Annotated in this window: 21 protein-coding genes; 5 read left to right on the forward strand and 16 right to left on the reverse strand. The window is 39.9% G+C overall.

From position 1 onward, the window contains the following. Window positions 1-43: 43 nt before the first annotated feature. Both MHB67_RS08915 and MHB67_RS08920 read right to left on the reverse strand, forming a co-directional pair. On the reverse strand, window positions 44-469 hold the full coding sequence (locus MHB67_RS08915; RefSeq protein WP_024425168.1) for a MarR family transcriptional regulator: 426 nt from the start codon (window positions 467-469) through the stop codon (window positions 44-46). 72 nt (window positions 470-541) lie between these two features. After that, window positions 542-1,111, reverse strand: a complete 570-nt coding sequence (locus MHB67_RS08920) for a TetR/AcrR family transcriptional regulator (protein ID WP_073205781.1) — start codon at window positions 1,109-1,111, stop codon at window positions 542-544. A gap of 179 nt (window positions 1,112-1,290) precedes the next feature. Between MHB67_RS08920 and MHB67_RS08925 the strand changes: the two genes are divergently transcribed. Next, on the forward strand, window positions 1,291-2,217 hold the full coding sequence (locus MHB67_RS08925) for a DsbA family protein (protein WP_024425169.1): 927 nt from the start codon (window positions 1,291-1,293) through the stop codon (window positions 2,215-2,217). 11 nt (window positions 2,218-2,228) lie between these two features. Beyond that, on the forward strand, window positions 2,229-2,546 hold the full coding sequence (locus MHB67_RS08930; protein ID WP_024425170.1) for a monooxygenase: 318 nt from the start codon (window positions 2,229-2,231) through the stop codon (window positions 2,544-2,546). Window positions 2,547-2,594: 48 nt separating this feature from the next. Here MHB67_RS08930 and MHB67_RS08935 read toward each other — a convergent pair whose 3' ends face one another. After that, the gene (locus MHB67_RS08935) at window positions 2,595-3,542 is read right to left on the reverse strand and encodes a carbon-nitrogen hydrolase family protein (RefSeq protein ID WP_024425171.1); all 948 of its coding nucleotides are present in this window, start codon (window positions 3,540-3,542) and stop codon (window positions 2,595-2,597) included. A 100-nt stretch (window positions 3,543-3,642) separates the two neighbouring features. Here MHB67_RS08935 and MHB67_RS08940 point away from each other — a divergent pair, with 100 nt between their 5' ends. After that, a complete protein-coding gene (locus MHB67_RS08940) occupies window positions 3,643-4,533 on the forward strand; it encodes a LysR family transcriptional regulator (RefSeq protein ID WP_024425172.1) in 891 nt (296 codons plus the stop codon). Between the two features lie 341 nt (window positions 4,534-4,874). Then, the gene (locus tag MHB67_RS08945) at window positions 4,875-5,642 is read left to right on the forward strand and encodes a pentapeptide repeat-containing protein (RefSeq protein ID WP_342492900.1); all 768 of its coding nucleotides are present in this window, start codon (window positions 4,875-4,877) and stop codon (window positions 5,640-5,642) included. Window positions 5,643-5,676: 34 nt separating this feature from the next. Here MHB67_RS08945 and MHB67_RS08950 read toward each other — a convergent pair whose 3' ends face one another. The 7 genes from MHB67_RS08950 to MHB67_RS08980 all read right to left on the reverse strand — a co-directional run bounded on the left by MHB67_RS08950 (window position 5,677) and on the right by MHB67_RS08980 (window position 12,592). Beyond that, on the reverse strand, window positions 5,677-6,099 hold the full coding sequence (locus MHB67_RS08950; RefSeq protein WP_044334523.1) for a cytidine deaminase: 423 nt from the start codon (window positions 6,097-6,099) through the stop codon (window positions 5,677-5,679). Between the two features lie 132 nt (window positions 6,100-6,231). Continuing rightward, a complete protein-coding gene (locus MHB67_RS08955; RefSeq protein WP_024425174.1) occupies window positions 6,232-6,504 on the reverse strand; it encodes a DUF2651 family protein in 273 nt (90 codons plus the stop codon). 229 nt (window positions 6,505-6,733) lie between these two features. Then, on the reverse strand, window positions 6,734-7,654 hold the full coding sequence (locus tag MHB67_RS08960; protein ID WP_024425175.1) for an alpha/beta hydrolase: 921 nt from the start codon (window positions 7,652-7,654) through the stop codon (window positions 6,734-6,736). A gap of 34 nt (window positions 7,655-7,688) precedes the next feature. Beyond that, window positions 7,689-8,090, reverse strand: coding sequence for a MerR family transcriptional regulator (locus tag MHB67_RS08965; RefSeq protein ID WP_024425176.1), 402 nt, complete (start codon window positions 8,088-8,090; stop codon window positions 7,689-7,691). A 157-nt stretch (window positions 8,091-8,247) separates the two neighbouring features. Further along, entirely contained in the window at window positions 8,248-9,711 is a 1,464-nt protein-coding gene (locus tag MHB67_RS08970; protein WP_171464276.1) for a glycoside hydrolase family 1 protein, read from the reverse strand. 23 nt (window positions 9,712-9,734) lie between these two features. Beyond that, on the reverse strand, window positions 9,735-11,636 hold the full coding sequence (locus tag MHB67_RS08975) for a beta-glucoside-specific PTS transporter subunit IIABC (protein ID WP_342492901.1): 1,902 nt from the start codon (window positions 11,634-11,636) through the stop codon (window positions 9,735-9,737). A 113-nt stretch (window positions 11,637-11,749) separates the two neighbouring features. Then, on the reverse strand, window positions 11,750-12,592 hold the full coding sequence (locus MHB67_RS08980) for a PRD domain-containing protein (protein WP_073205807.1): 843 nt from the start codon (window positions 12,590-12,592) through the stop codon (window positions 11,750-11,752). A 343-nt stretch (window positions 12,593-12,935) separates the two neighbouring features. On the opposite strand from MHB67_RS08980, the gene MHB67_RS08985 reads away from it, so the two are divergent. After that, a complete protein-coding gene (locus tag MHB67_RS08985) occupies window positions 12,936-13,244 on the forward strand; it encodes a DUF4870 domain-containing protein (RefSeq protein WP_025093214.1) in 309 nt (102 codons plus the stop codon). 55 nt (window positions 13,245-13,299) lie between these two features. Here MHB67_RS08985 and MHB67_RS08990 read toward each other — a convergent pair whose 3' ends face one another. From MHB67_RS08990 to MHB67_RS09015, 6 genes are all read right to left on the reverse strand, one after another. Then, complete coding sequence (locus tag MHB67_RS08990) at window positions 13,300-14,703, reverse strand: HAMP domain-containing sensor histidine kinase (protein WP_073205810.1); 1,404 nt, start codon at window positions 14,701-14,703, stop codon at window positions 13,300-13,302. Window positions 14,704-14,705: 2 nt separating this feature from the next. Next, on the reverse strand, window positions 14,706-15,413 hold the full coding sequence (locus MHB67_RS08995; RefSeq protein ID WP_024425182.1) for a response regulator transcription factor: 708 nt from the start codon (window positions 15,411-15,413) through the stop codon (window positions 14,706-14,708). A 141-nt stretch (window positions 15,414-15,554) separates the two neighbouring features. Then, window positions 15,555-16,820: a glycoside hydrolase family 30 beta sandwich domain-containing protein gene (locus MHB67_RS09000; RefSeq protein ID WP_044334533.1), complete on the reverse strand. Its 1,266-nt coding sequence runs from the start codon at window positions 16,818-16,820 to the stop codon at window positions 15,555-15,557. 35 nt (window positions 16,821-16,855) lie between these two features. Then, window positions 16,856-18,394 carry a glycoside hydrolase family 43 protein gene (locus MHB67_RS09005; RefSeq protein ID WP_283860124.1) on the reverse strand — a complete coding sequence of 513 codons (1,539 nt, stop codon included), beginning with the start codon at window positions 18,392-18,394 and terminating at the stop codon, window positions 16,856-16,858. A 253-nt stretch (window positions 18,395-18,647) separates the two neighbouring features. Continuing rightward, a complete protein-coding gene (locus MHB67_RS09010; RefSeq protein ID WP_151039527.1) occupies window positions 18,648-19,682 on the reverse strand; it encodes a Gfo/Idh/MocA family oxidoreductase in 1,035 nt (344 codons plus the stop codon). A gap of 64 nt (window positions 19,683-19,746) precedes the next feature. Further along, window positions 19,747-21,207 carry a CoA-acylating methylmalonate-semialdehyde dehydrogenase gene (locus MHB67_RS09015; protein ID WP_151039528.1) on the reverse strand — a complete coding sequence of 487 codons (1,461 nt, stop codon included), beginning with the start codon at window positions 21,205-21,207 and terminating at the stop codon, window positions 19,747-19,749. Window positions 21,208-21,217: the final 10 nt, after the last annotated feature.

Genomic DNA, 21,217 nt, shown 5'->3' on the forward strand with positions numbered 1-21,217 from the left:
TAGCATATATTAGATATAAATCGTTTGTTACAGATTAGACATTTCAAGATTCATAGTGTGAATGAAATAATTTGTTCAAAAGTAATTTTAATTGTTGAATCTCTTCATCGCTTAATTGCTTTGTTACCGTTTGATGTGCATCCATGACAACAGGAAGAATGGCCTTTTTGACCTCGTGCCCTTTTTCTGTTAAAAGCAGGTGATGTGAGCGCCGGTCTTGTTCGTTATAGATTTTTTTGACAAGCCCTTTTCGTTCCATTGACTGGATCATTCTGACGACAGTCGTTTGATTTTTATCAATTCCTTCTGCCAATTCTTTTTGAGTAGTCCCCTTTTCACTGCTCAGAATACTGATAATACTCCATTGTTCAGGAGTGACCCCGTAAGGCTTTAACCTGTTTGTAAAATAATTTGTCATTTTGAGATCGGTACGATGAACGAGATAACCTATTAAATCTTGTAAATCCATGTAAACACCCTCTATAAATTTTATATGCTATAGCACTTATATTAGTGAAGCCTTTGAAAATTGTCAAATCAACTATCTTTCTTGTTTAAAATCAATCCCTGACAAAATATATGGAACTGCTGATTTGATAAACTCCTCTGATGATATGTGCGAACTATTTTTTCTCCACTCAACAGAAGCTCCGTGAATTCCCCAGCTTAAAAAAACAGCTGTGACCTTCAGAATTTGCTTTTCGACATTTGTATATTGATTGATTAACAATTGATAAAAAATGATTTCAAGCTGTTCCCTCACAATAGGAGCAAGTTCAGTTTCATATTCTACTTGGCAGCGGTTATGCAGAGATTGTTGAAAATTCGTTAATGCTTTAAAAATATTGATGATCGTATCTTCATCTAGTTTACGATGATTGAAATGAATACTTTCTAAATTAATCGATAATACTTCTGACAGCGTTTTATCCAGCAAATCGTATTTATCCTCAAAATGATAATAAAACGTCGCTCGGTTGATCATGGCTTCTGCCGTGACATCTTTGATCGTAATATCCTTAAATTCCTTTTTCGATGAAAGTTTCATAAAAGACTCCATGATTAACTTACGCGTTCTCAGAACCCGAGGGTCTGTCTTTGGCTGCGTCATCTTATCCCTCCTCCTTTTTCAACACATCTATCAATCTGTTGGATAAACAACAAATTGAAGAAATTATTGGTGTTGGTCTTACTCGTTGTGTTTTAAGATCTAATTGTAATGCAAATGATTGATTCGTACAACTTCTAGGAAATAGCGTTTCCTTGCAAAAATTGAGGAGGTAAATGAAATTGAAAAACAATGAGATGTTTTGTGATATAGAAACAGGTGTATGTGGTGTAGGTGAAGAAGAGGATATCCAGGTGATTGATTTTCAACAGCCTAAAAAAACAATAACGCTCTATTATGTAACAGATCCGATTTGTTCGCATTGCTGGGCAATTGAACCTGTCCTGCGTCGATTTAAAGAGCAATATGGACATTATTTTCATTTCCAGACTGTGTTGGGTGGACTGTTAGAGAAATGGCATGGTGGTCCAATTGATCCTGCAAACGGAATTTATAAGCCTGCTGATGTTGCTGGTCACTGGAGAGAGGTTGGAGAACATTCCCGCATGCCAATTGATGGTTCCTTAATGATTGACAATCCTGTTCAATCCTCCTACCCGCCCTCTCGCGTGTTCAAAGTGATTCAAAAACATCATGATGATGCACTAGCCTATACTTTTTTACGCCGTGCAAGAGAAGCGCTATTTGCCTTCAATCAAAATATATCTGATATCACGGTGTTAATTGATATCGTCAACGACCTTGGACTTAACGGAGATGTGATAGTCCATGAAGCGGAGCTGCCTAGCGGCCAGGAATTATTAGATCAAGATTTTACTCTTGTTCGAGACCTTGGTGCTAGAGGTTTCCCAACGATCATCTTCGTCAACGAAGAAAATAAAGGAGTCAAAATCACGGGTGGCCGCTCATTTGAAGTCTATGTTGAAGGATTAAAGCAAGCTTTAAACACTGAAGAACTTGAACCGAAAAAGCGCCCAGCTGTTTCTATCCTGCTCGAAAAAGAAAAACTTCTATTTTCTAAAGAAATTGAAGTAATGTACGATGTTGACCAATCAGATGTACGGTCTTTTATGAAGAAAGAACTTCCGCAGCAGCAGTATCAAATGAAAGAAGTGCTGGGAGAACTGTATTTTACAACTTCGATATAAGGAGAATGACGATGGCACATTTATTACAGGTGGATTTTAAGATGAAGGGCCCTTTCGGTGATGAAATGACAAAAGAGTTTTCTGATTTAGCGAAAAGTATAAATGAGGAAGACGGATTCATATGGAAAATATGGACGGAGAATCCCGAGAAGAATGAGGCTGGCGGAATCTACTTATTCGAAACAAAAGAAGCAGCTGAAAACTATCTTGAGATGCATTCTAAAAGAATAACCAGCTTTGGAATAACAGACATCAACGCTAAAATCTTTGATATTAATGCTGAGCTTTCTCAAATCACAAAAGGTCCATTAAAAACTCATCAAGGTTGACACACGAAAAAAAGAGCGGCTGATGGCTGCTCTTTTTTTCGTGTGATTTCATCGATTCATCCACTTTACATTTTCTTTTTTCTCTTCATTGACGACGAGCTGGAAGACATCAGGTCTTGAATAATGTCCTACGACATCGAAGTCAAATTGACTAGAAGAAATATCACGCAAATCAAGATCTGCCAGCAGTATCTCTTCTTGACCATAGACAGGTTCTTTTATATATTCGCCTAACGGACCGACGATTGCACTTCCCCCTCGGCACATTTCATCAGGAGAAGATGCTAATTCATCATAGCAGGCTAAATCTTTAGGATACATCTCTTTATTCACATATTGATTACAAGATAGAACGAAGCAGCGGCCTTCTGCGGCAATATGGCGAATCGTTGATTGCCATAGCTCCCTGGAATCTGCTGTAGGGGCTATATAGATTTGGACGCCTTTTGCATACATCGCTGCTCTAGCTAATGGCATATAGTTTTCCCAGCAAATTAAAGCGCCTATTTTACCATACGGTGTATCGAAAACCGGCAGTGTGCTGCCATCCCCCTCTCCCCATATGAGTCGTTCAGAGCCTGTCGGCTTTAGTTTACGGTGCTTTCCAAGTAAGGTTCCATCTGGTCCGAAAAACAATACGGAACAATATAAAGTCCCGCGGCTTGATTCATCATCTCTTTCAATGACACCGATGACGAGGTAGACACCAGCTTTGCGGGCTGCTTCTCCTAATCTGTCTGTTGTTTGACTTGGAACTGGAACTGAATTTTCTAAGTAACGAAGCCAGTCCTTTCTTCCTTCTGGAGAACGGCTTCCTACAGTGGCGCCAAATGCTAGTCCTCTTGGATAAGCAGGTATAAATGCTTCAGGGAATACAACAATATTGGCTCCTTTTTCTCCGGCCTCAAGTGTTAACGAAATGGCTTTTTCAGTACAAGCTTCTCTATCCATAATGACAGAAGCAGCTTGCACAACAGCAACTCTACATGTTGACATCTTACCCCCTCCTTATTCTCAGTGTAAAAATAAACGTTTATCATGTACAATATATCATCATCATAATGAGTATGCCTTATTGGAATAATGGGAGGATAAAATGAACATACGGGACTTTGAAATATTTAAAACGATTGCGGATTGTGGAAGTTTTTCAAGAGCAAGTGAAAAGCTTTTTATCGCACAGCCTTCCCTTTCTAAAACCATTCAAAAATTAGAGAAAAAACTGGGTGTCATTCTTTTCGATCGGTCAAATCGAATTTTTAGGTTAACGGATGAAGGACAGCTTGTATATGAAAAAGCGATTGCGGTGCTTCAGCAAATGAATGAGCTGCAAATGGAGCTGGGTGATACCGAGACGCATATTCGCGGCCATTTAAAGATCGGTCTACCGCAAATAATTGGTACCTTTTTCTTTTCCAAAGTGGCAAAGGCTTTTACTAAAAAGCATCCAGATGTGACGCTCGAAATGATTGAAGAGGGCGGCTTGCATGTAGAAAAACTCGTTGAGAAAGGCGAAGTAGATGTTGCCTTTGTTGTCATACCTGCGCAAAGTCTTGAATTAGAGGAACAACTCATTTTTGAAGCGCCATTTGTAGCTTGTGTACCAAAAAATCACGCTTTAAAAGATGAACAACAGCTCTCACTCGAACAGCTTAAAGAGGATAACTGGATATTGTTTGATTCTTCATTTGCGTTGAGTCAAGTGATTTTAGAAAGCTGCCGTAAGGAACATTTTGTTCCCAACATCGCTTACAGCACAACACAATGGGATTTGCTTTTGACATTAGTTCGTGATGAACTTGGAGTGGCGATCCTTCCAAGTCCTTTAACCGATATGTACAGAGAGGACATTTGTGTAAAACCAATTAGCAGTCAATATATTCCCTGGAAAATTGGCATTGTTGTGAAGAAAGATCGATATAAAACACGTGCTTTGAAGGCTTTTTTAAAAATCGTTGCGGATATCTATTCTGGGGAACAGAAATAGAAACAAATAAAAAATCATCCTTCTTAGTTTCTCCATGATAGCACCTGTCAGCCATGCAATAGACATGAGACCATCAGGTCATCACTTTCTGCTCGTTTTCCACGCCATCGTATGACAGACTTTCCACATGTACAGGCTTTTGCAGAATGTAATGATCAAAAAATGAATGTGAAATACACATTTTGATATAAGCGCTTTTCAAAACGATGACCACCCTCTTTATGTTTCTAGCTTTATGATATAATAACTTGTCAGTGCCAACCGCTTAGTGAAACCGAAATGAACTTGCTGGAAGGTATTCATCATTGGAAAAGATTCTGAAGAAATGATAGGTGATCACAATGAGAAGGCTTGAGTCTGGAATGTCAGTAGACAACGAAATATTTTCTGATATTGTCAGGTATGAACATGAAACGATAAGCGGAACGACGATCAACAACTCGAATGTTCATTCACCTATATTTTGGAGCTGTTACCTGCGTCATCTTGTATTTAATACGTGTGATCTGACGAATGCGAGATTCTTTGCAGATAGTACGATTGATCATTGTACGTTTATTCGTTCCGATTTGCGCTCTGTTGGGATTGCTAAAGGCGAGGCTGTTTTTACGAATTGCGAATTTTCCTCCTGTGATATGAGAGGAATGACATTGGAAAATGCTGCGTTTATCAACTGTACATTTTATCAATGCAGGTTTAATGACCGCATTTTACAAGCAGCGAATATCGTTCATTGTACCTTTACCGGTAAGCTAGTGGATATAACGTTTGAGGGAAATGGTAAACAAAAGCTGATCGCCAACTTTGAAAACTGCATTCTTGACGGTGTTCGCTTTACAGGCTGTGACCTGTCGCAATGTATTCCGCCAGCTTCCAAAAACCATCTATATGTTGAAAAGGTCTCCGCGCGTGTCAAACAGGCATTGCTGAAGATAAATCATGACCCTCATCTTTCTGACGAGGATCGGAAAGTACTGGTACGCAGCCTGCGCAGGCTTGAGCATATGGAACAATATATTTTTAACACGGCGCATATGGAGAACATACATGGGGCTGATTTTGTGGAGCGATTTTTCAGTTATCTGGAATGTAACAAAGAGAACGCTTGATGCGTCCCTCTTCCTGCTAAGTCTAGGTCGTACATCAACTTCTAGTATATTTGAGTGGAATCAGTTCCCCGATTTTCACTTTGACTAGTTCGCCATCTATTTCTATGATGACAAAACATTCTGGTCCGAAATCTGAAATGAGCTCTCTGCAGATGCCGCAAGGGCTTACGACCCTCAATCTTCTATCCTCTTCATCTGAATATGGATGTCGAACGGCAACTATTGTATCAAAATCTTTATATCCATTCGATAAAGCACTGCCAATTGCAATGGCTTCTGCACAAACCGTTACCCGTCCGATATACGCTTCTATATGGACAGCCGAGATCATTTCTCCTGTTTTCATGCGGATAGCGGCTCCTACATGGTGTTTATCCTCTTCATAAAGGCTCGTAATCTTCTTTTTTGCTTCGTCTATTAACTCTACATCTTTTGGAGTAAGATCAAATGTGTGCATTGTGTCCCCTTCGCCCTTCTATGCTCGTTTTGAATATACTGATCTATTATACCAAACTTCAGATAATGGGCGGTTCCGCTAGATGAAGAATGGATACAAAAAAGCTGATTTTTGTGACCATCAGCTTTTTCGTTATGCTCTTTTATAGCGGGCATACATATATCGAATGATTTTTGTGATGACAGAGGTACACATGCATAAAAAGGTCATGACCACGACCCAATACATATTTGACATGTCAAACCCAGTATAGGCAAATATGAAAATAGTGGAGACTGCAAATGTGATGATAAGAACGATGTAAACTCGCTTAAAGATGCAGTAGCCAACAATCCCCCATACCAAAGATAACAAAGGCAGTGTAAATAAGATTAGCGCCATGGGATGAAGAAAGAAAACACTCATCATGTCACTCTCCTTTATGAACCGGTGAACAACCGAATATGTATCATATTAATAGGAAATCCGCACGTTGTAAACAAAAAATGGAATTTAAGGAATGTTTAATCTGAGGCGGATTGACATTCTAAATGTATGTCATGTTGAATGGAAAAAGACTGCTTTCAGTAAGCAGCCCATTTCGCTAAGCTTTCAAATATTCAAGCCGGAGCATTTTGATATGTGAAAAGAGCATCTAACTATTTATCACCTGAATGATTTTTTCCTGAGCGTCTTGTGCCTCAGGGATTGGCATGACGACAAATACATGCAACATTTCTGGATAAACAAAGGTTTTCATGTCAATTCCTTGTTCTGTTAGCTTTTCATCAAGTTTTAGTGCATCTGGATATAAAATATCATGTGTTCCAATAAAATGAGTGATCTTCGCAAGACCGTTAAAGTCACCGTGAATTGGACTGATTAATGGGTCAGTTACCTTTTTATCTGCTGCCCACATTTTTGTAATGACATCTATTCCTTCTGGCGCTAGAATGGGATCTTTATCGGCATATTCAAATATAAGAGGATTGCTTAAACTCATATCAACACATGCAGATAATAAAATGATATCCTTCGGCTGCGGCAGACCTTCCATCTTTAAGAGGTGCGCAAGGCCAAGAGAGATATTTCCGCCCGCTGAATCACCCATGATCGTTAATTGATCGGTACTCTCAATTGTTTTTAGTATTTCTTTATATAGATTTAGAATTTTTGGATAGGTATCTTGGTAGCTGTAATGAGGTAATTTAGGGTAAATAGGAGCGATCACTTTGGCGTTAAGGGACCTAGCCATTTTATTCATGTACCACCAATGGAAATCGAGAGGCTGGTTTACCCAGGCACCACCATGTATATATAAAATCACCTTTTGTTTTTGCGACATTTGGTCATTCAATGTGAAAACCTGCATTTCTTCGAAAGTCTGCTCCTTTATCTCACTCTTTAATTTCACATCGTCTCCGATTGCATAAGGCTTTATATTTTCTATTTGAGACAGAAGATTTTTGGTTTTTTCGACACTAGCAAAACTCTCTTTATTACTTTGGGACGTGAATAATGTTTCAAATTGAATACTTTCTTCAGAACGTTCTCCATTAAAAATGTCGATACTCATTTTGTTTCCTCTCCTTTACTTTAAGCAGATATGTTTATTCGTCATCCTGATTCATCATACGAAATGATTTGAGATACACTTGTACTTCTTTCTCAGGAGTCTTTAATAAGTTAGATAAAAGGTCTTGTATGAGACGGAGACTGTCAATTTTCTTTTCAATTTCTTCATGTTTTTGATGTACAATTCTTTTTAAAGTATCAAGTTCTATGTCTTGACTCAGCATTTCCAATATTTCTTTTATTTCCTTTAGTGAATAACCCAATGATTTGGCATCTTTGATCAATTGAATTTTCACAATATAATCTTCTGTGTATAGTCTATAACCGTTCGAACGGCGTCTCGGGACAGGTAAAATGTTGTGTTCTTCATAGTAACGAATTGCGGCAGGGCTTATTCCTGTTTGTTTGGCAAGTTCTCCTCTAGTCATCAACTCCATCGTTACCCCTTTTTCGTAATTTTGTCTTTCTATATTTACATTATAAAGGTTGAAGTATACTTCAAGGTCAAGATACGTTTTCGTAAAAAACAAAACACCATCGCATGCAGCCGGTTAAGGCGCCCTGAGATGGTGTTTTACATCATTCAATTTGCTTTTATAGGTCTTCTCCATTTGATGCGATTACATTTTTGTACCAGAAGAATGAGTCTTTGCGGTAACGATTCAGTGTACCATTTCCTTGGTCGTCTTGATCCACATAGATCAAACCATAGCGTTTAGTCATTTGAGATGTTCCGCAGCTGATTAAGTCAATGCAGCCCCAAGGTGTGTACCCCATTAGGTCAACACCTTCTTTTACGGCTTCTTTCATCTGTTCAATATGTTTTTTCAAATAATCAATTCGATAATCATCGTGTACTTTTCCGTCTTGTGTCAATGTATCCCTTGCACCAAGTCCATTTTCACAAACAAATAAAGGTTTTTGGTATCTGTCATACAGTTTAATTAATGAAATGCGCAGACCCATTGGATCGATCGGCCAATCCCATTGTGATAATTCCAAGTGTTCATTTTTAATCGGACTGTCAAACGTACCCGCTAGCTCAGCTGCATCTTCACGTGCTTCTGCTACATGGGACATATAATAGCTGATCGCAACAAAATCAACCGTGCCTTCTTTTAAAATTTGTTCATCCTGCTCTTTAATATCCAGCTTGATTTGATTATCAGCAAAGTATTTCACCATGTATGTTGGATATTCGCCTCTAGCTTGAACATCAGGATAGAACATATTCAATTGATTCGATTTGACTGCCTGCAGCTGATCCTCTGGTTTTGTTGTTTTTGCATAGGCTTCAATCTGGTTAATCATACAGCCAATTTGGACATCTGGAATGATTTCCTTCGCAGCCTTCACTGTTAAGGCACTTGCCACGAATTGATGATGAGATGCTTGGTAAGCAGCTTGTAATTTATGGTCTACTAGATCCTCTAAAATTCCAGCACCTGTATAAAGGCTATTGAGGTTCATATTCATTTCATTAAACGTAATCCAATATTTCACTTTGTTTTTATATCTTTCTAAAATCGCACGTGCGTATTTTTCGAACAATGGGACAAGCTCTCTACTCATCCATCCATTATATTTTTCTGTTAAAGTAATCGGCATTTCATAATGAGACATCGTTACTAGCGGTTCAATTCCATATTTCGCACATTCATCAAATACTTTATCGTAAAAAGCCAATCCTTCTTCATTCGGCTTGTCCTCTAAGCCTGTTGGAAAGATTCTTGCCCATGAGATAGACAAACGAAATACTTTAAATCCCATTTCTGCAAACAGTGCAATATCTTCTTCATAACGATGATAAAAATCAATTCCGCGTCTTTTTGGGAAATCAAATGCATCAGGACTTTCCTTGTACTTGTTTAGTTCAGCTGAACTCACATCGAATGTAAAGTTGTTCACTTTTCCTTGTGCATAAGGATCTTTATATGCAGCGAAGTCTGAAGTTGACAGCCCTTTTCCGCCTTCTAAATATGCACCCTCTATTTGATTGGCAGCGGTTGCGCCACCCCATAGAAAATTATCTGAAAATCCTTTTTTTAATTCTTTCATTTCAATCATCCCTTCTATTTTGATTAATGAATGAGCATTAAGAGTTTATTTTCTCCTGCGTTGACATAAGAGTCACCTGTATAAATAACATCCAGGTACTTCGAGGAATTAGTGACGATCATAGGTGTCACGACATCTAATCCTTTTGATTGAATTCCTTCTATATCAAATGTTAATAAATGATCCCCGATGTTGATTTCATCTCCTTCTTCCACCAATACCTCAAAGAATTGACCATTTAGGCTGACGGTATCAATCCCTACATGTATTAATAATTCAACCCCATCATCTGAAACCAAACCTATTGCATGTTTAGTAGGTGTAACGGTCACTACTTTTCCGGAAAACGGCGCTTGTACCACCCCCTTATCAGGTATAATCGCTACTCCCTTGCCCATCATTTCGCTTGAGAAGACGGCATCATTTACTTCAGATAAAGGAACGACTTTACCAGTTATAGGTGCTTGTACTTCATAAGGATTTACTTGTCTGGCAGCTTGTTGATTGACTGCATTTTCTGGATTTTTAGATGGCTTTCCCTGTTTTTCTGGCTGCCCTTCATCCTTTGTGGCAGGTTCCTTGAAGCCAAGAAACATAGTGGCAAGCAGTGAGACCAAAAAGCTCAGCGCTATTCCAATTAAAGCCAGCTGGAAATTATTTGTGCCTTTCATAATATAGGTTGGCAGAGATGTAATACCTGGAATTGAAAATGCTGTCGTTTTGACTGAGAATAAACCATAAAAACATCCGCCAACTGCGCCGCCAATTAATGAAGCATAGAAAGGCTTTTTCAGTCTCAGTGTTACGCCATAAATGGCAGGTTCTGTAATTCCAAAGAAACTCGGAAGCAATGTTGATAACGCCAAAGACCTTGTTTCTACTCGTTTTGTGCGAATGATGACCCCTAAAACGGCACCTGCTTGTGCCATATTGGCAATAAAGTTCATCGGAAGCAGCATGACATCGTACCCAACTTTTTCAAAGCTGGCAAACGTGCTTGGGAAGAATGCGTAATGCATCCCAGTTAGCACAATTAAAGGCATGAGGCCTCCCATTAATAAACCTGCAATCGGCCCAGCAAAATGGAATAAAGAAGTGAAAAAGATCTCTAAATACTGTCCGAAAACGTTTCCAATAGGCGCTATGAAAGCTAGTGTAATAGGCGCTGTGATCATTAAGCTCAGTACCGGTGTAAACACGATGCTTAAGGATTTTGGAATCACTTTCGTTATCCACTTATCAATAAAGCTAAGGAGCAGCACTCCTAAAATAATCGGTAAGACAGAAGAAGTATAATTATTTAATGGAATACTCAATCCTAAAAAACTAAGTGGATCTGCCCCTTTTGCTGCACCTTCCACCATCGTTGGGTACAATAAAATCCCAGCGAGTGCCATCGCAAGAGATTCTCGTGTTTTAAATTTCTTCGCTGCAGAATACGCAATGAGGAAAGGTAAAAAGTAAAAGACAGCATTTGAAAAGATTTGAAGTACAGCATAGGTAGAGCTTTTTTCCGTCATCCAGCCTAAACTAACGAACAAAGCCATAATCCCTTTTATCAATCCACTACCAACAATCGCAGGCAAAATCGGTGTGAAAATCCCGCTAATGACATCGAATACGATTTCGATTGGATTCATTTTTGACGTATTTTTAGCAGGAGTAGAATCATTGCTGCTCTCTCCAATCAGATGGTCGATTTCCTCATAGACTTCTGCAACCTTTGCTCCAATAATGACTTGGAATTGTCCGCTTTGGAATTGCGCTCCCAGCACACCGTCTACTGTTTTCAGTTCATCTACTTTCACCTGTTTTTCATCGTTGATATTAAATCTCAGCCTCGTAATACAATGCCAGCTTTGAGATATATTGCTGGTTCCACCGATTAATTTAATAATTTCTTGCGCCAATTCTTTGTTTCCCATGTCTTCACCCCTTCATTTTCACAAAAAAAACCTAAACAAAATCCACCATTAGAAAGACTTCTAAATGGAGATTTGTTTAGGTTAATGCTTTTTCATAACACGCCTAAAAGAAATCATTTATTCTGTTGATGTTTCTTTGTAATTCTTTCAATATGAATGACTAGAAAAACAAGTTCGTCTTCAGTGACATTCCAATTGAATTCCCGCTTTAACATTTCTTTAATAATTAAACCGCATGCATAGCTCTTCATATAACGATCCTGAATTAATTCTTTTAATGAATCATCCATTTGCTGAGGCGGTTGATTTGTTTCCTGTCTGACAATAAAATATCTCAAATGAGTGATAAACCTCGAATAATCTATCGATGATTTATCTAATACCATCTCGAAAATGTTTTGAATAATCTTAACGATTTCCTTCGTGAGATGGGTCATTTTGATCGTATCTCCCATAGACTGACCATCTATTTGAGCGTTTACAAAATGAAGGGCAATGAGTGAAGCCTCTGTATCATGAAAAGTAATTCCCATCATTTTTTGAATAATTTTAAGTGCTTTTTTCCCAATTTGATATTCTTGAAAATATAGATGTGGAATTTCCCATACAATAGGGTTTTCATATTCCATTTTTTCTTGATGCCTTTGAATAGAAAAGGTAAGATGATCAGATAGCGAAAACAGCATGCTAGAACCTAATTTTTTATTCAACATCTCTTCGCCCATATGAATGATTTTTTCAGTTAATAAAAGAATATCGGTTGGGATAGCGGCAAGTTGAGATTCTAATGGAGACGTCTGATCAGAATAAAATGTCTTACTGACAGCGCTCTCATCAAGTGTATCACCCTTTTTCTTCTTAAAGCCTATTCCTGTACCAAAAACAACTACTTCATTTTGAGTGTCTGTTAGAGCTAATACAATATTATTGTTTAAAACTTTAACGACGGTGAACATCTTCATCCCACCTTACCTAAAACTGCTAAAAAAGCATAAAAAAAACACCAAAATCTCAGCAAACAACGTACAAATGTACAACATGTTTACCTGACTTGGTGGTGCCTGATGATATCAGTAACACTCCTGCATCGGTTACGACTTTATTGTAAACACAGGATAAACCAAAGTCAACTATTTTTTTCGGTAAAATAGATTTAAATACCTATATTATAGTATGTCGTTTATAAATTATTTTATAAGGTAAACATTTTTAAGGTTGCTGTAAGGTTCAGATTAATACGGATTAAGGTTGAGGTAGTACAATGTGTTTGTAGTGAATAAATCATAGAGGTGAAACGTTTTGAGAGAAAATAAAGTCTTGTCATCATTATGTTACTTCAGTATCTTTTTCGCACCATTTTTGTTCCCAATTATCGTCTATTTCTTAGGCCAGGACGAAGTGAAATATCATGCGAAAAAATCATTATGGACGCATGTCATACCTTATTTGATTTTTGGTATTGGCATCCTTGGTTCAGGTTTACTTGGTATGAAAGATATCAGCCATGCGGGGCCTTTCTTAATTGCGACATATGCAGTGACATTCCTTGTTGCCATCTACTTCTTCATTTGGAACATTGTGAAAGGCATCAAAGTATTTTCAGAATAAATAATAGGTAAAAAACGGTTCTGTTGTTGATCAGAACCGTTTTTTTTGTCTATTTTTATGCTGGTAGTTGGATATCAATTGTTGTTCCTTTTCCTACAGTGCTGCGGATCGTGATGTCCCCGCCGTGCTTGACGATAATATCCTTTGCAATGGCCATCCCAAGACCAGAGCCAGCATGTGAAACTCCTGTATTCGTCCCCCTGTAATAGCGGTCAAACACTTTTTCCAGCTCTGCCTCTTCTATTCCTCTGCCGTTGTCTTTAATCGTGATATGGGTTTTTTCTTTTTGTTCAAGCTGTACAATGATCGTCACATCAGGATCATTGTGAACGAGGGCATTTAAAATCAGATTGGTAACCGCTCTTCGAATGAGGATTTTATCAATATTCAGCATGAGCTTGTCTTCATTCGTTTGAAGCTCAATCGTCTGATCCGCATATCTTGAATCGTTTAAAATATCAATTAACGTTTCCCGCAGCAGTGACACGATGTTGACCAGCTCTTTATTGAGCATGACGCCGTTATTTTTCAGCCTTGTCGTTAAGTTCAGATCCTCCATGACATCTTTGATATACAATGATTTATTCTCAATGATGCCCGCGTAATGTCTGATGTCTTGCTTTGAAAGAGGATACTTTGGGTCTTTCATGATTTCTGCATAGCCTTGAATAGAAGCGAGCGGCGTTTTAATATCATGAGAAATATGGCTAATCCATTCTTCACGCATTTGCTCTAGTTTGTCTTTTTCTTTTTTGCTTGAAGCGAGCTGCTCTGATAAGTGATTGACATTATAGAAGACATCTTTATAAATTCCTTTAGCAGGCAGATTTGTCGTGTAATCTCCGTTTGCCAGCCGCTGGATGCTATGAATGGCACGGCCGAGCGGTTTTGTGAGCTGCCGGCTGAATAAGTAACCAATGAGTAACGCTATGATGGCATCAATTGATAATAAAATCATCGTCCCAATATTGAATCTTGTTACTAAATCCTTCGTGTCAAACGAGAATAGGTATTTTCCAATGGAAGGATCTTTAAATCCGATAAAGTAACTGTATTCTTTGCCCTTTACTTTTTTTCCGCCAGCATAAATGGTCGATAATAATTGCTTATCTTTATATTTATGTAAGTTCACGATGTCAATCGGTGTATATTTGTTCTTTAATCCTTTAGGTGCCTGCGCATGATACACGTCTTGTCCATTTTCGTCTAAAATTTGAATCCATGCATTCTGTTGTTTTAAGGCTTTCTGCCCTTCTTTGTTTACGGTTATCCCTTGATCAGAAAAAGAGACGTATTGTTCAAATGATCTTGTAAAAGTTTCCGGCGTATTTTCCTCGTTATGCTGGCTGTTTGCCTGAAGTACGAGCCAAATCATAAATACGAATAAGTTGATAAAGACTGTGATTATGGTCACGATAATGACAGAGACCATATATCTGCCTGTTAATCGCCATTTCATCCTTACGCATCCTTTACAACAAATTTATAGCCAAGCCCTTTGACTGTAACGAGAAACTCTGGTGTTGACGGGGAATTTTCTATTTTTTCCCGAAGTCTTCGGATATGAACCATCACTGTATTGTCAGAACCGAAGAAGTCTTCCCCCCAAACAGTTTGATAAAGCGTTTCTTTACTGATGATGCGGTTCGGATGCTGCAAGAAGTAGGTCATCAGCAGAAGCTCTTTCGGTGTGAGCTCAATGACCGCGCCGTTTTTCGTCAGTTCTGCTTGCTGCTCGTTTAATTCAAACGGCCCTTTTTTGATCACGGGATCGGCTTGAGATGACTGCAAGTATGAGAGCCGTCTCAGCTGCGCTTTCACCCGGTAGGCGACTTCCTTTGGGCTGAACGGTTTTGTAATGTAGTCATCCCCGCCGATGGCAAGTCCTACAATTTTGTCTGTTTCCTCTCCCTTTGCTGATAAAAAGATAATCGGAACATGGGAGGTCTCTCTGATTTGTCTGCAAATATCATAGCCTTCACCGTCTGGCAGCATAATATCAAGTATGACAAGATCGGGCTGTTCTTGATGAAATTTCGTGAGCCCCTCACGGGCAGTTGAAGCTGTTATGACACGATCAATGCCTTCTCTTGTTAAAACTGTGTTGATTAATTCCAAAATTTCTTTTTCGTCATCGATCATTAATACTTTGCTTTGATGCTTTGGCATACATTGATCACTCTCCTGAAGTCATTGCCATTATTATACCCAATGTAAGAACATAGTGAAAAAATCAACTTCCTATTTGCATAAAAAAAGCCAATTTTCTTTTAAAATAAGAAAATTGGCTTTTGGTGATTCAATTAATTTTTAGCGTTTGACTACAAATGTTGTCACACTTTGAGCCGGGAGATGAGCCCAAAATTGATTACCTGATATATTTAAGTCTGTACCCGGCTGAAGGTTGCTGTTGCTGCTCGTAATCCATCTTGATGCTTGCGAAGCAGTTCCATTTTGCATCACAAAGTGCTGATTGACTCCTGAATTGTTTTTGTTAATCGCGACAATGACGACCTGATTGTTTCCTTTGTAGGCAGATACGAAAACATTTGGTTCAGGACTTTTCGTTGCATCAATTCTGACGTATCCCGGGCGTACAAACTTAGAGAAATGCGCCATGTTGTAACCGCGTTTACTGATCAGGCCGTCTTCCTTCATAGGGCCGTAGGATCTGCGGATGTACCACCAAACATATGCCTGAAAGTCCCCTTCTACCATCGAATGGTGAATATGCTCTGAAACCCCTAATGCCTCAGGCCAGCGGTCCGCTGAATTGTTATCGCTGTTCGGGTAGTAGACCTCTGTCATCCAAAGCTCCTTCCCCCCTCCTTTTTGTTTGAACAATGGATACGGAAGCTGGCTGATTTGGGTTCCGTACAAATGGGCTCCGAGAATGTCCATATTTCCTAGCGCTTGTGGATCATTTAAGATAGGATCTGATATATTTTTAAGGTATTGAAAGGATTCTGGTGCAATCACGCGGGCATTAATGGAGCCGGCATTTTCTCTCATGAAACGCAGGATTTCCTGAGGAGTCCACCATGTCCATTCATGTGCATAATCGGGCTCGTTTTGTACTGATATCGCATAGAGATTGACGCCATTATTTTTCATATACGTCACAAAATCGTTCAGATGCTGAGCATATGCAGCGTATTGATTGTATCTCAGACGCTTTGCAGTTGTACCATTACGGTTGAAAGTCTCGACCATATGGCTTGGAGGATTCCAAGGTGAAGCGATCACTAAAGCTCCATGCTCTATTGCTCTTTTGGCTGTGGCGACCTCTCTGTGCCAATTATTTCTGTTCTCATCTACAAAAATTCTTAGAATGGAAAACCCTAATTGATTCTGCCCATTGCCAAAAGCGGTTTCCCTTTGAGGTGCGGTCAAATCACCAATCCAAGCCGGGTGGTTCATTCCGCCAAAGCCACGAATCACTTGTCTTTCTGCATTGATATTAATATTGGCATCGGCTGCTGAAACTTCAGTGACGCCAGGTCCGATGAACATGACAGACAGCATGGTGAAGCAGATCAATAAAGTACAGATTGGTTTTTTGATCATTGACATCAAATTTTTCCACTCTCCTATCATTTTGTCATCCTTTGTTATTGAGTAAACCGCCAGGAATCAAACTGAAATAGGTTTGAACCTGTTCCAGTAAAGACAAAAAATACGTTGTGCACGCCAGTTGCTCCGTTTACTGTCGTTTCTACTTCTCGCCAATTGTTTGTTCCGCCTGTGGGAGGGACATTTAGTGTCCCGACGAGTCTGCCGTCAGGGCTTCCGAGGCGTACTTCTATTTTTCCGCCTGCATTTGATGCTACATTGGCTTTAAATGTTCTTGCGCCGTTTGATCCGAAATCGACGTTACTGGCAGCCACCCAATCTCCGTTTTGAATGTTTGTGACATGCTGGTTATTGACCGGTCCGCCTGGGGCTGAGGAGGCCTCTGTTAAAATGCGTCCATTCCAAGCAAATGTTTCAGCTTCTACCCGCTGATAAGGATTCAGGTTGGAAAGCTGTTTGACCCCTTCAAAATTGGCTGCAACCTCTCGAAGGGAGCCGTCAGCATTATGCACAAGCTTATTTATATGTGGAGATCTGTAGCCTTTTCCTGCCCCGTATAAGGCAGAGCTGACCGTTTGGGTATGATACACGACATACCACTCGTTTTTAAAATTGAACACAGCATGATGGTTGTTACCGCCTCCACCGAAAAATGCACCCGGATTTTTCAAGAAGTGCCCTCTATACGTAAAGGGACCCATCGGACTTGAGCTCGTCATATAACCGATCTCACCAGGTGGTTTATCTGCTGGGTGGGAGCCGCCAAAGTTGATGCAATAGGAATAGTAATAGGTTCCGTTATACTTATGCATCCCTGAGTCTTCAAACATAAAAGGAGCATCAATGGTCGAGGCGCTGCCCACAACACTTGTCATATCAGGCCCTAGTTTTAAGACTCTTGCTGTTTTAGGATTGGCCCATTGTCCCTGCGTTGGATTAGAACCGCCTGGAACACCTCCGCCGGCATATAAATACCCAGTGCCGTCATCATCTACAAAAACGGCTGGATCAAACAGCCATACAACCCCAGACATTCCTGGTGTATTTGGTGTGACGAGCGCTTTTCCGATAGGATCTGTCCATGGACCGATTGGGGAGTCTGCTGTCAGAACACCAATCCCTCCGCCGCTGTTCGCGAAATAAAGGAAAAATTTATCTTTCCCATTGATTTTTTTCACCGCCGCTGATGGAGCCCAGGAAGCACCTGCCCATTTAGCGATCCCTTTGCCGCCATTTGCTCCATTTGCACCGGCTACTGGAATCGCGCCATGATCTGTCCAGTTCACCATATCTGCTGAAGAGATGACGAAGACCCTATTCAAATTGGCAAAAGAATTATCCTTAATCGTTCCGTTGCTGTGATATTCATAGTCATCACTCGACATATAAATGTACACTCTTCCGTTATAGGTGAGCGCAAACGGATCAGCGCCCAAGTGGTGGTCTATGAGCGGGTTTGCATTTCCTACACGTTTTGCAATTGTTGTGCTTGCCGCACTCGCATCATATACCGGTAAAAAGCTCAGTACCAAAGCAAAAATCAATAAACCAACGCCGCACTTCATCCTCGTCCTCATCGTTTCATTTCCTCCTGTTTTCATCTTCCTAATATTGGGGTTTAGGCCCAATTTCAAAATATGTTGATAGATACTGATGAAGAATGAATAGAAAGAATGATTTCTAGGGCAAATCCTTGCTGGAATCACGATGAAAACCCTTACTTTTTGACTAGAAGACAACAAAAAAAGCAGTCTCCCATGATGGAGCTGCATTTTTTGTTTTTTGGAATGAAAAAGAGACTGCTTTCAGCAGCCTCTTCTTTTGAATTGATTATACTTTTTCAGGGACAAATGATTGATGATAAAAGGCTGGACGTTCTTGGAGATGGATTGGTGTTGTCTCACCAGTTGCCTTTGCTTTAAGACAAGCATCTGCTGTTACGGCAGCTACATATCCATCCCAAGCAGTAGGTCCATTTACTTCTCCTTTTAAGGAGGAATTGATCCAATCCTGCAATTCTTCGTCATAGGCTGCTTTAAATCGATGCTGCCAGTCTGTTAAGATATTTGTAGATCGTGTTGCCTGACTATGCAAAACGACACTGGCAGGATCAGGCAGACTTGCCATCCCTTTTTCACCGACAATTTGACACTGAATGTCATAGCCGTACTGACAATGAACGAATATTTCGCTGTTGATGATGGTTCCTTGTTGCGTCTTCATGATCACTATTAAAGGATCTTGTAAGTGCTCAGCAGCTTGCTGCGTTTTTTTAGGTGCAATGACTTGTACGGATACGTATTCATCATTTAGTAACCAGCGGTGGACATCGATTTCATGAATGAATGTATCGACAATTGACATATCTCCTGTATATGTGTCAGGGACGGTTTGGTTTCTATGTGCAGCATGAATTATTAATGGTTCACCTACTTGTCCTTCATCCAGTACTTGTTTTAAAGCGCGATATCCCGAATCGTACCGGCGCATATATCCAACCTGTACGAGTAATTTCCCTTTCTTCATTTCAGCCTCGACTATACGAATGCATCCTTCTGCTGTGGTTGCAAGTGGTTTTTCACAAAAAACAGGTTTATTAGCTTCAATAGCAGCTAACACATATTCTTCATGTGTCGGCCCCCATGATGTGACGATAACGGCATCTACCTCATCTGATTGAATGAGTTGATGGCCATCCTCATAAATACGTGCATCAAGGCTGAATGCATCTACGATGGCTTTTGCCTGCTGTCTGTTCACATCAGTAACAGCCACCACTCTTCCTTTAGACAGCGTATTTGTAATTCGTTTCATATGATCTTGACCAATGGCACCTATACCAATAACACCAATCTTTAATTCCATCTAGTGACCTCCTGTTTTTGTGCTTTTCGCACAGTTGTTTTGAAGTTGATAGGAGTATGTTGTATTACATATAACGAGCGGTGACCATTTTCTTTCTAGTATAAAATTCAACACCGTCCGTGCCATTTGCGTGCAGGTCGCCATAGAATGAATCTTTCCAACCTGAGAATGGGAAAAATGCCATTGGTGCTGGAACGCCGACATTAATACCTAACATGCCTGCATCAATATTCTCGCGGAATTCCCTCACCCTTGATGCACTATCAGTGTAAAGGCAGGCACCATTTGCAAATTTAGACTCATTGGCAATTTCAATAGCATCAGCAAGCGATGAAACGCGAACAATGGATAAAACGGGAGCGAAAATTTCGTCCTGCCAAATTTTCATTTCTTTTGTTACATGATCAAAAATAGTCGGTCCGATAAAGTATCCTTCTCCCTCTGTTTCACGATCTTTGCGGCCATCACGAATGAGACTCGCTCCTTCTTCAATACCTGATTGAATATATTGAAGCGTTCGTTCTTTGTGACTTTCCCGAATGACTGGACCGAGGAAAACATCTTCATTCATGCCATTTCCAATGACCATTTGATTGGATTCAGCGATTAATTTTTGAATGAGCTCGTCAGCGATATCTTCTTCTACTGTGACAACAGCTGCAGCCATACATCTTTCTCCAGCAGAGCCAAAGGCAGCACCAACAATTTGTTTGACGGCTGCATCTATATCTGCGTCTTTTAGGACAATGGAGTGATTTTTAGCCCCTGCAAGTGCTTGGACACGTTTGCCATGCTCTGTTCCTTTTTTATAGACATATTCTGCGACTGGCTGAGAGCCGACAAACGAAATAGCTTTGACGTTTTGATGTTCAAGCAGGCCGTTAACGACATCGTGAGCCCCATTGACTATGTTAAGAACACCTTTTGGAAGACCCGCTTCTTCAAACAGCTCTGCTAACCGTGCCGCAAGAACAGGCGTACGTTCTGAAGGTTTTAAGACAAACGTATTTCCGCAGACAATGGCAAGCGGGAACATCCAGCAAGGAACCATCATTGGAAAGTTAAATGGCGTAATGCCGCCAATGACGCCAATAGGATAGCGGTACATGCCTGATTCAAGTCCAGTCGCAATGTCTGGCAGCTGTTTTCCCATCATTAAAGTTGGGGCACCGGCTGCGAATTCGACGCATTCAATGCCTCGCTGTACTTCTCCGCGTGCTTCAGTTAAGCTTTTTCCATTTTCGAGCGTAACTAGTTCGGCTAATTCTTCCCATTTTTCGACTAATAATTGCTGATATTTAAAGAGAATACGTGCACGTCTTGGTACAGGGGTTTTAGACCAGCTGGAAAACGCTTCTTTTGCTGCTTGAACTGCTCGTTCTACATCTCCTTTTGTTGATAGGGGAACTTCTGCAATGATTTTCCCTGTTGCTGGATTATAAACGGGTTCAGTTTGACTTGTTTCAGCATTTACCCATTCTCCTCCAATATAATTTTTTAATGTTTTGACAGTTGTTTTAGCCATGGTATTCTCT

This window comes from Bacillus sp. FSL H8-0516, from assembly GCF_038635285.1.
Lineage (GTDB): Bacteria > Bacillota > Bacilli > Bacillales > Bacillaceae > Bacillus > Bacillus safensis.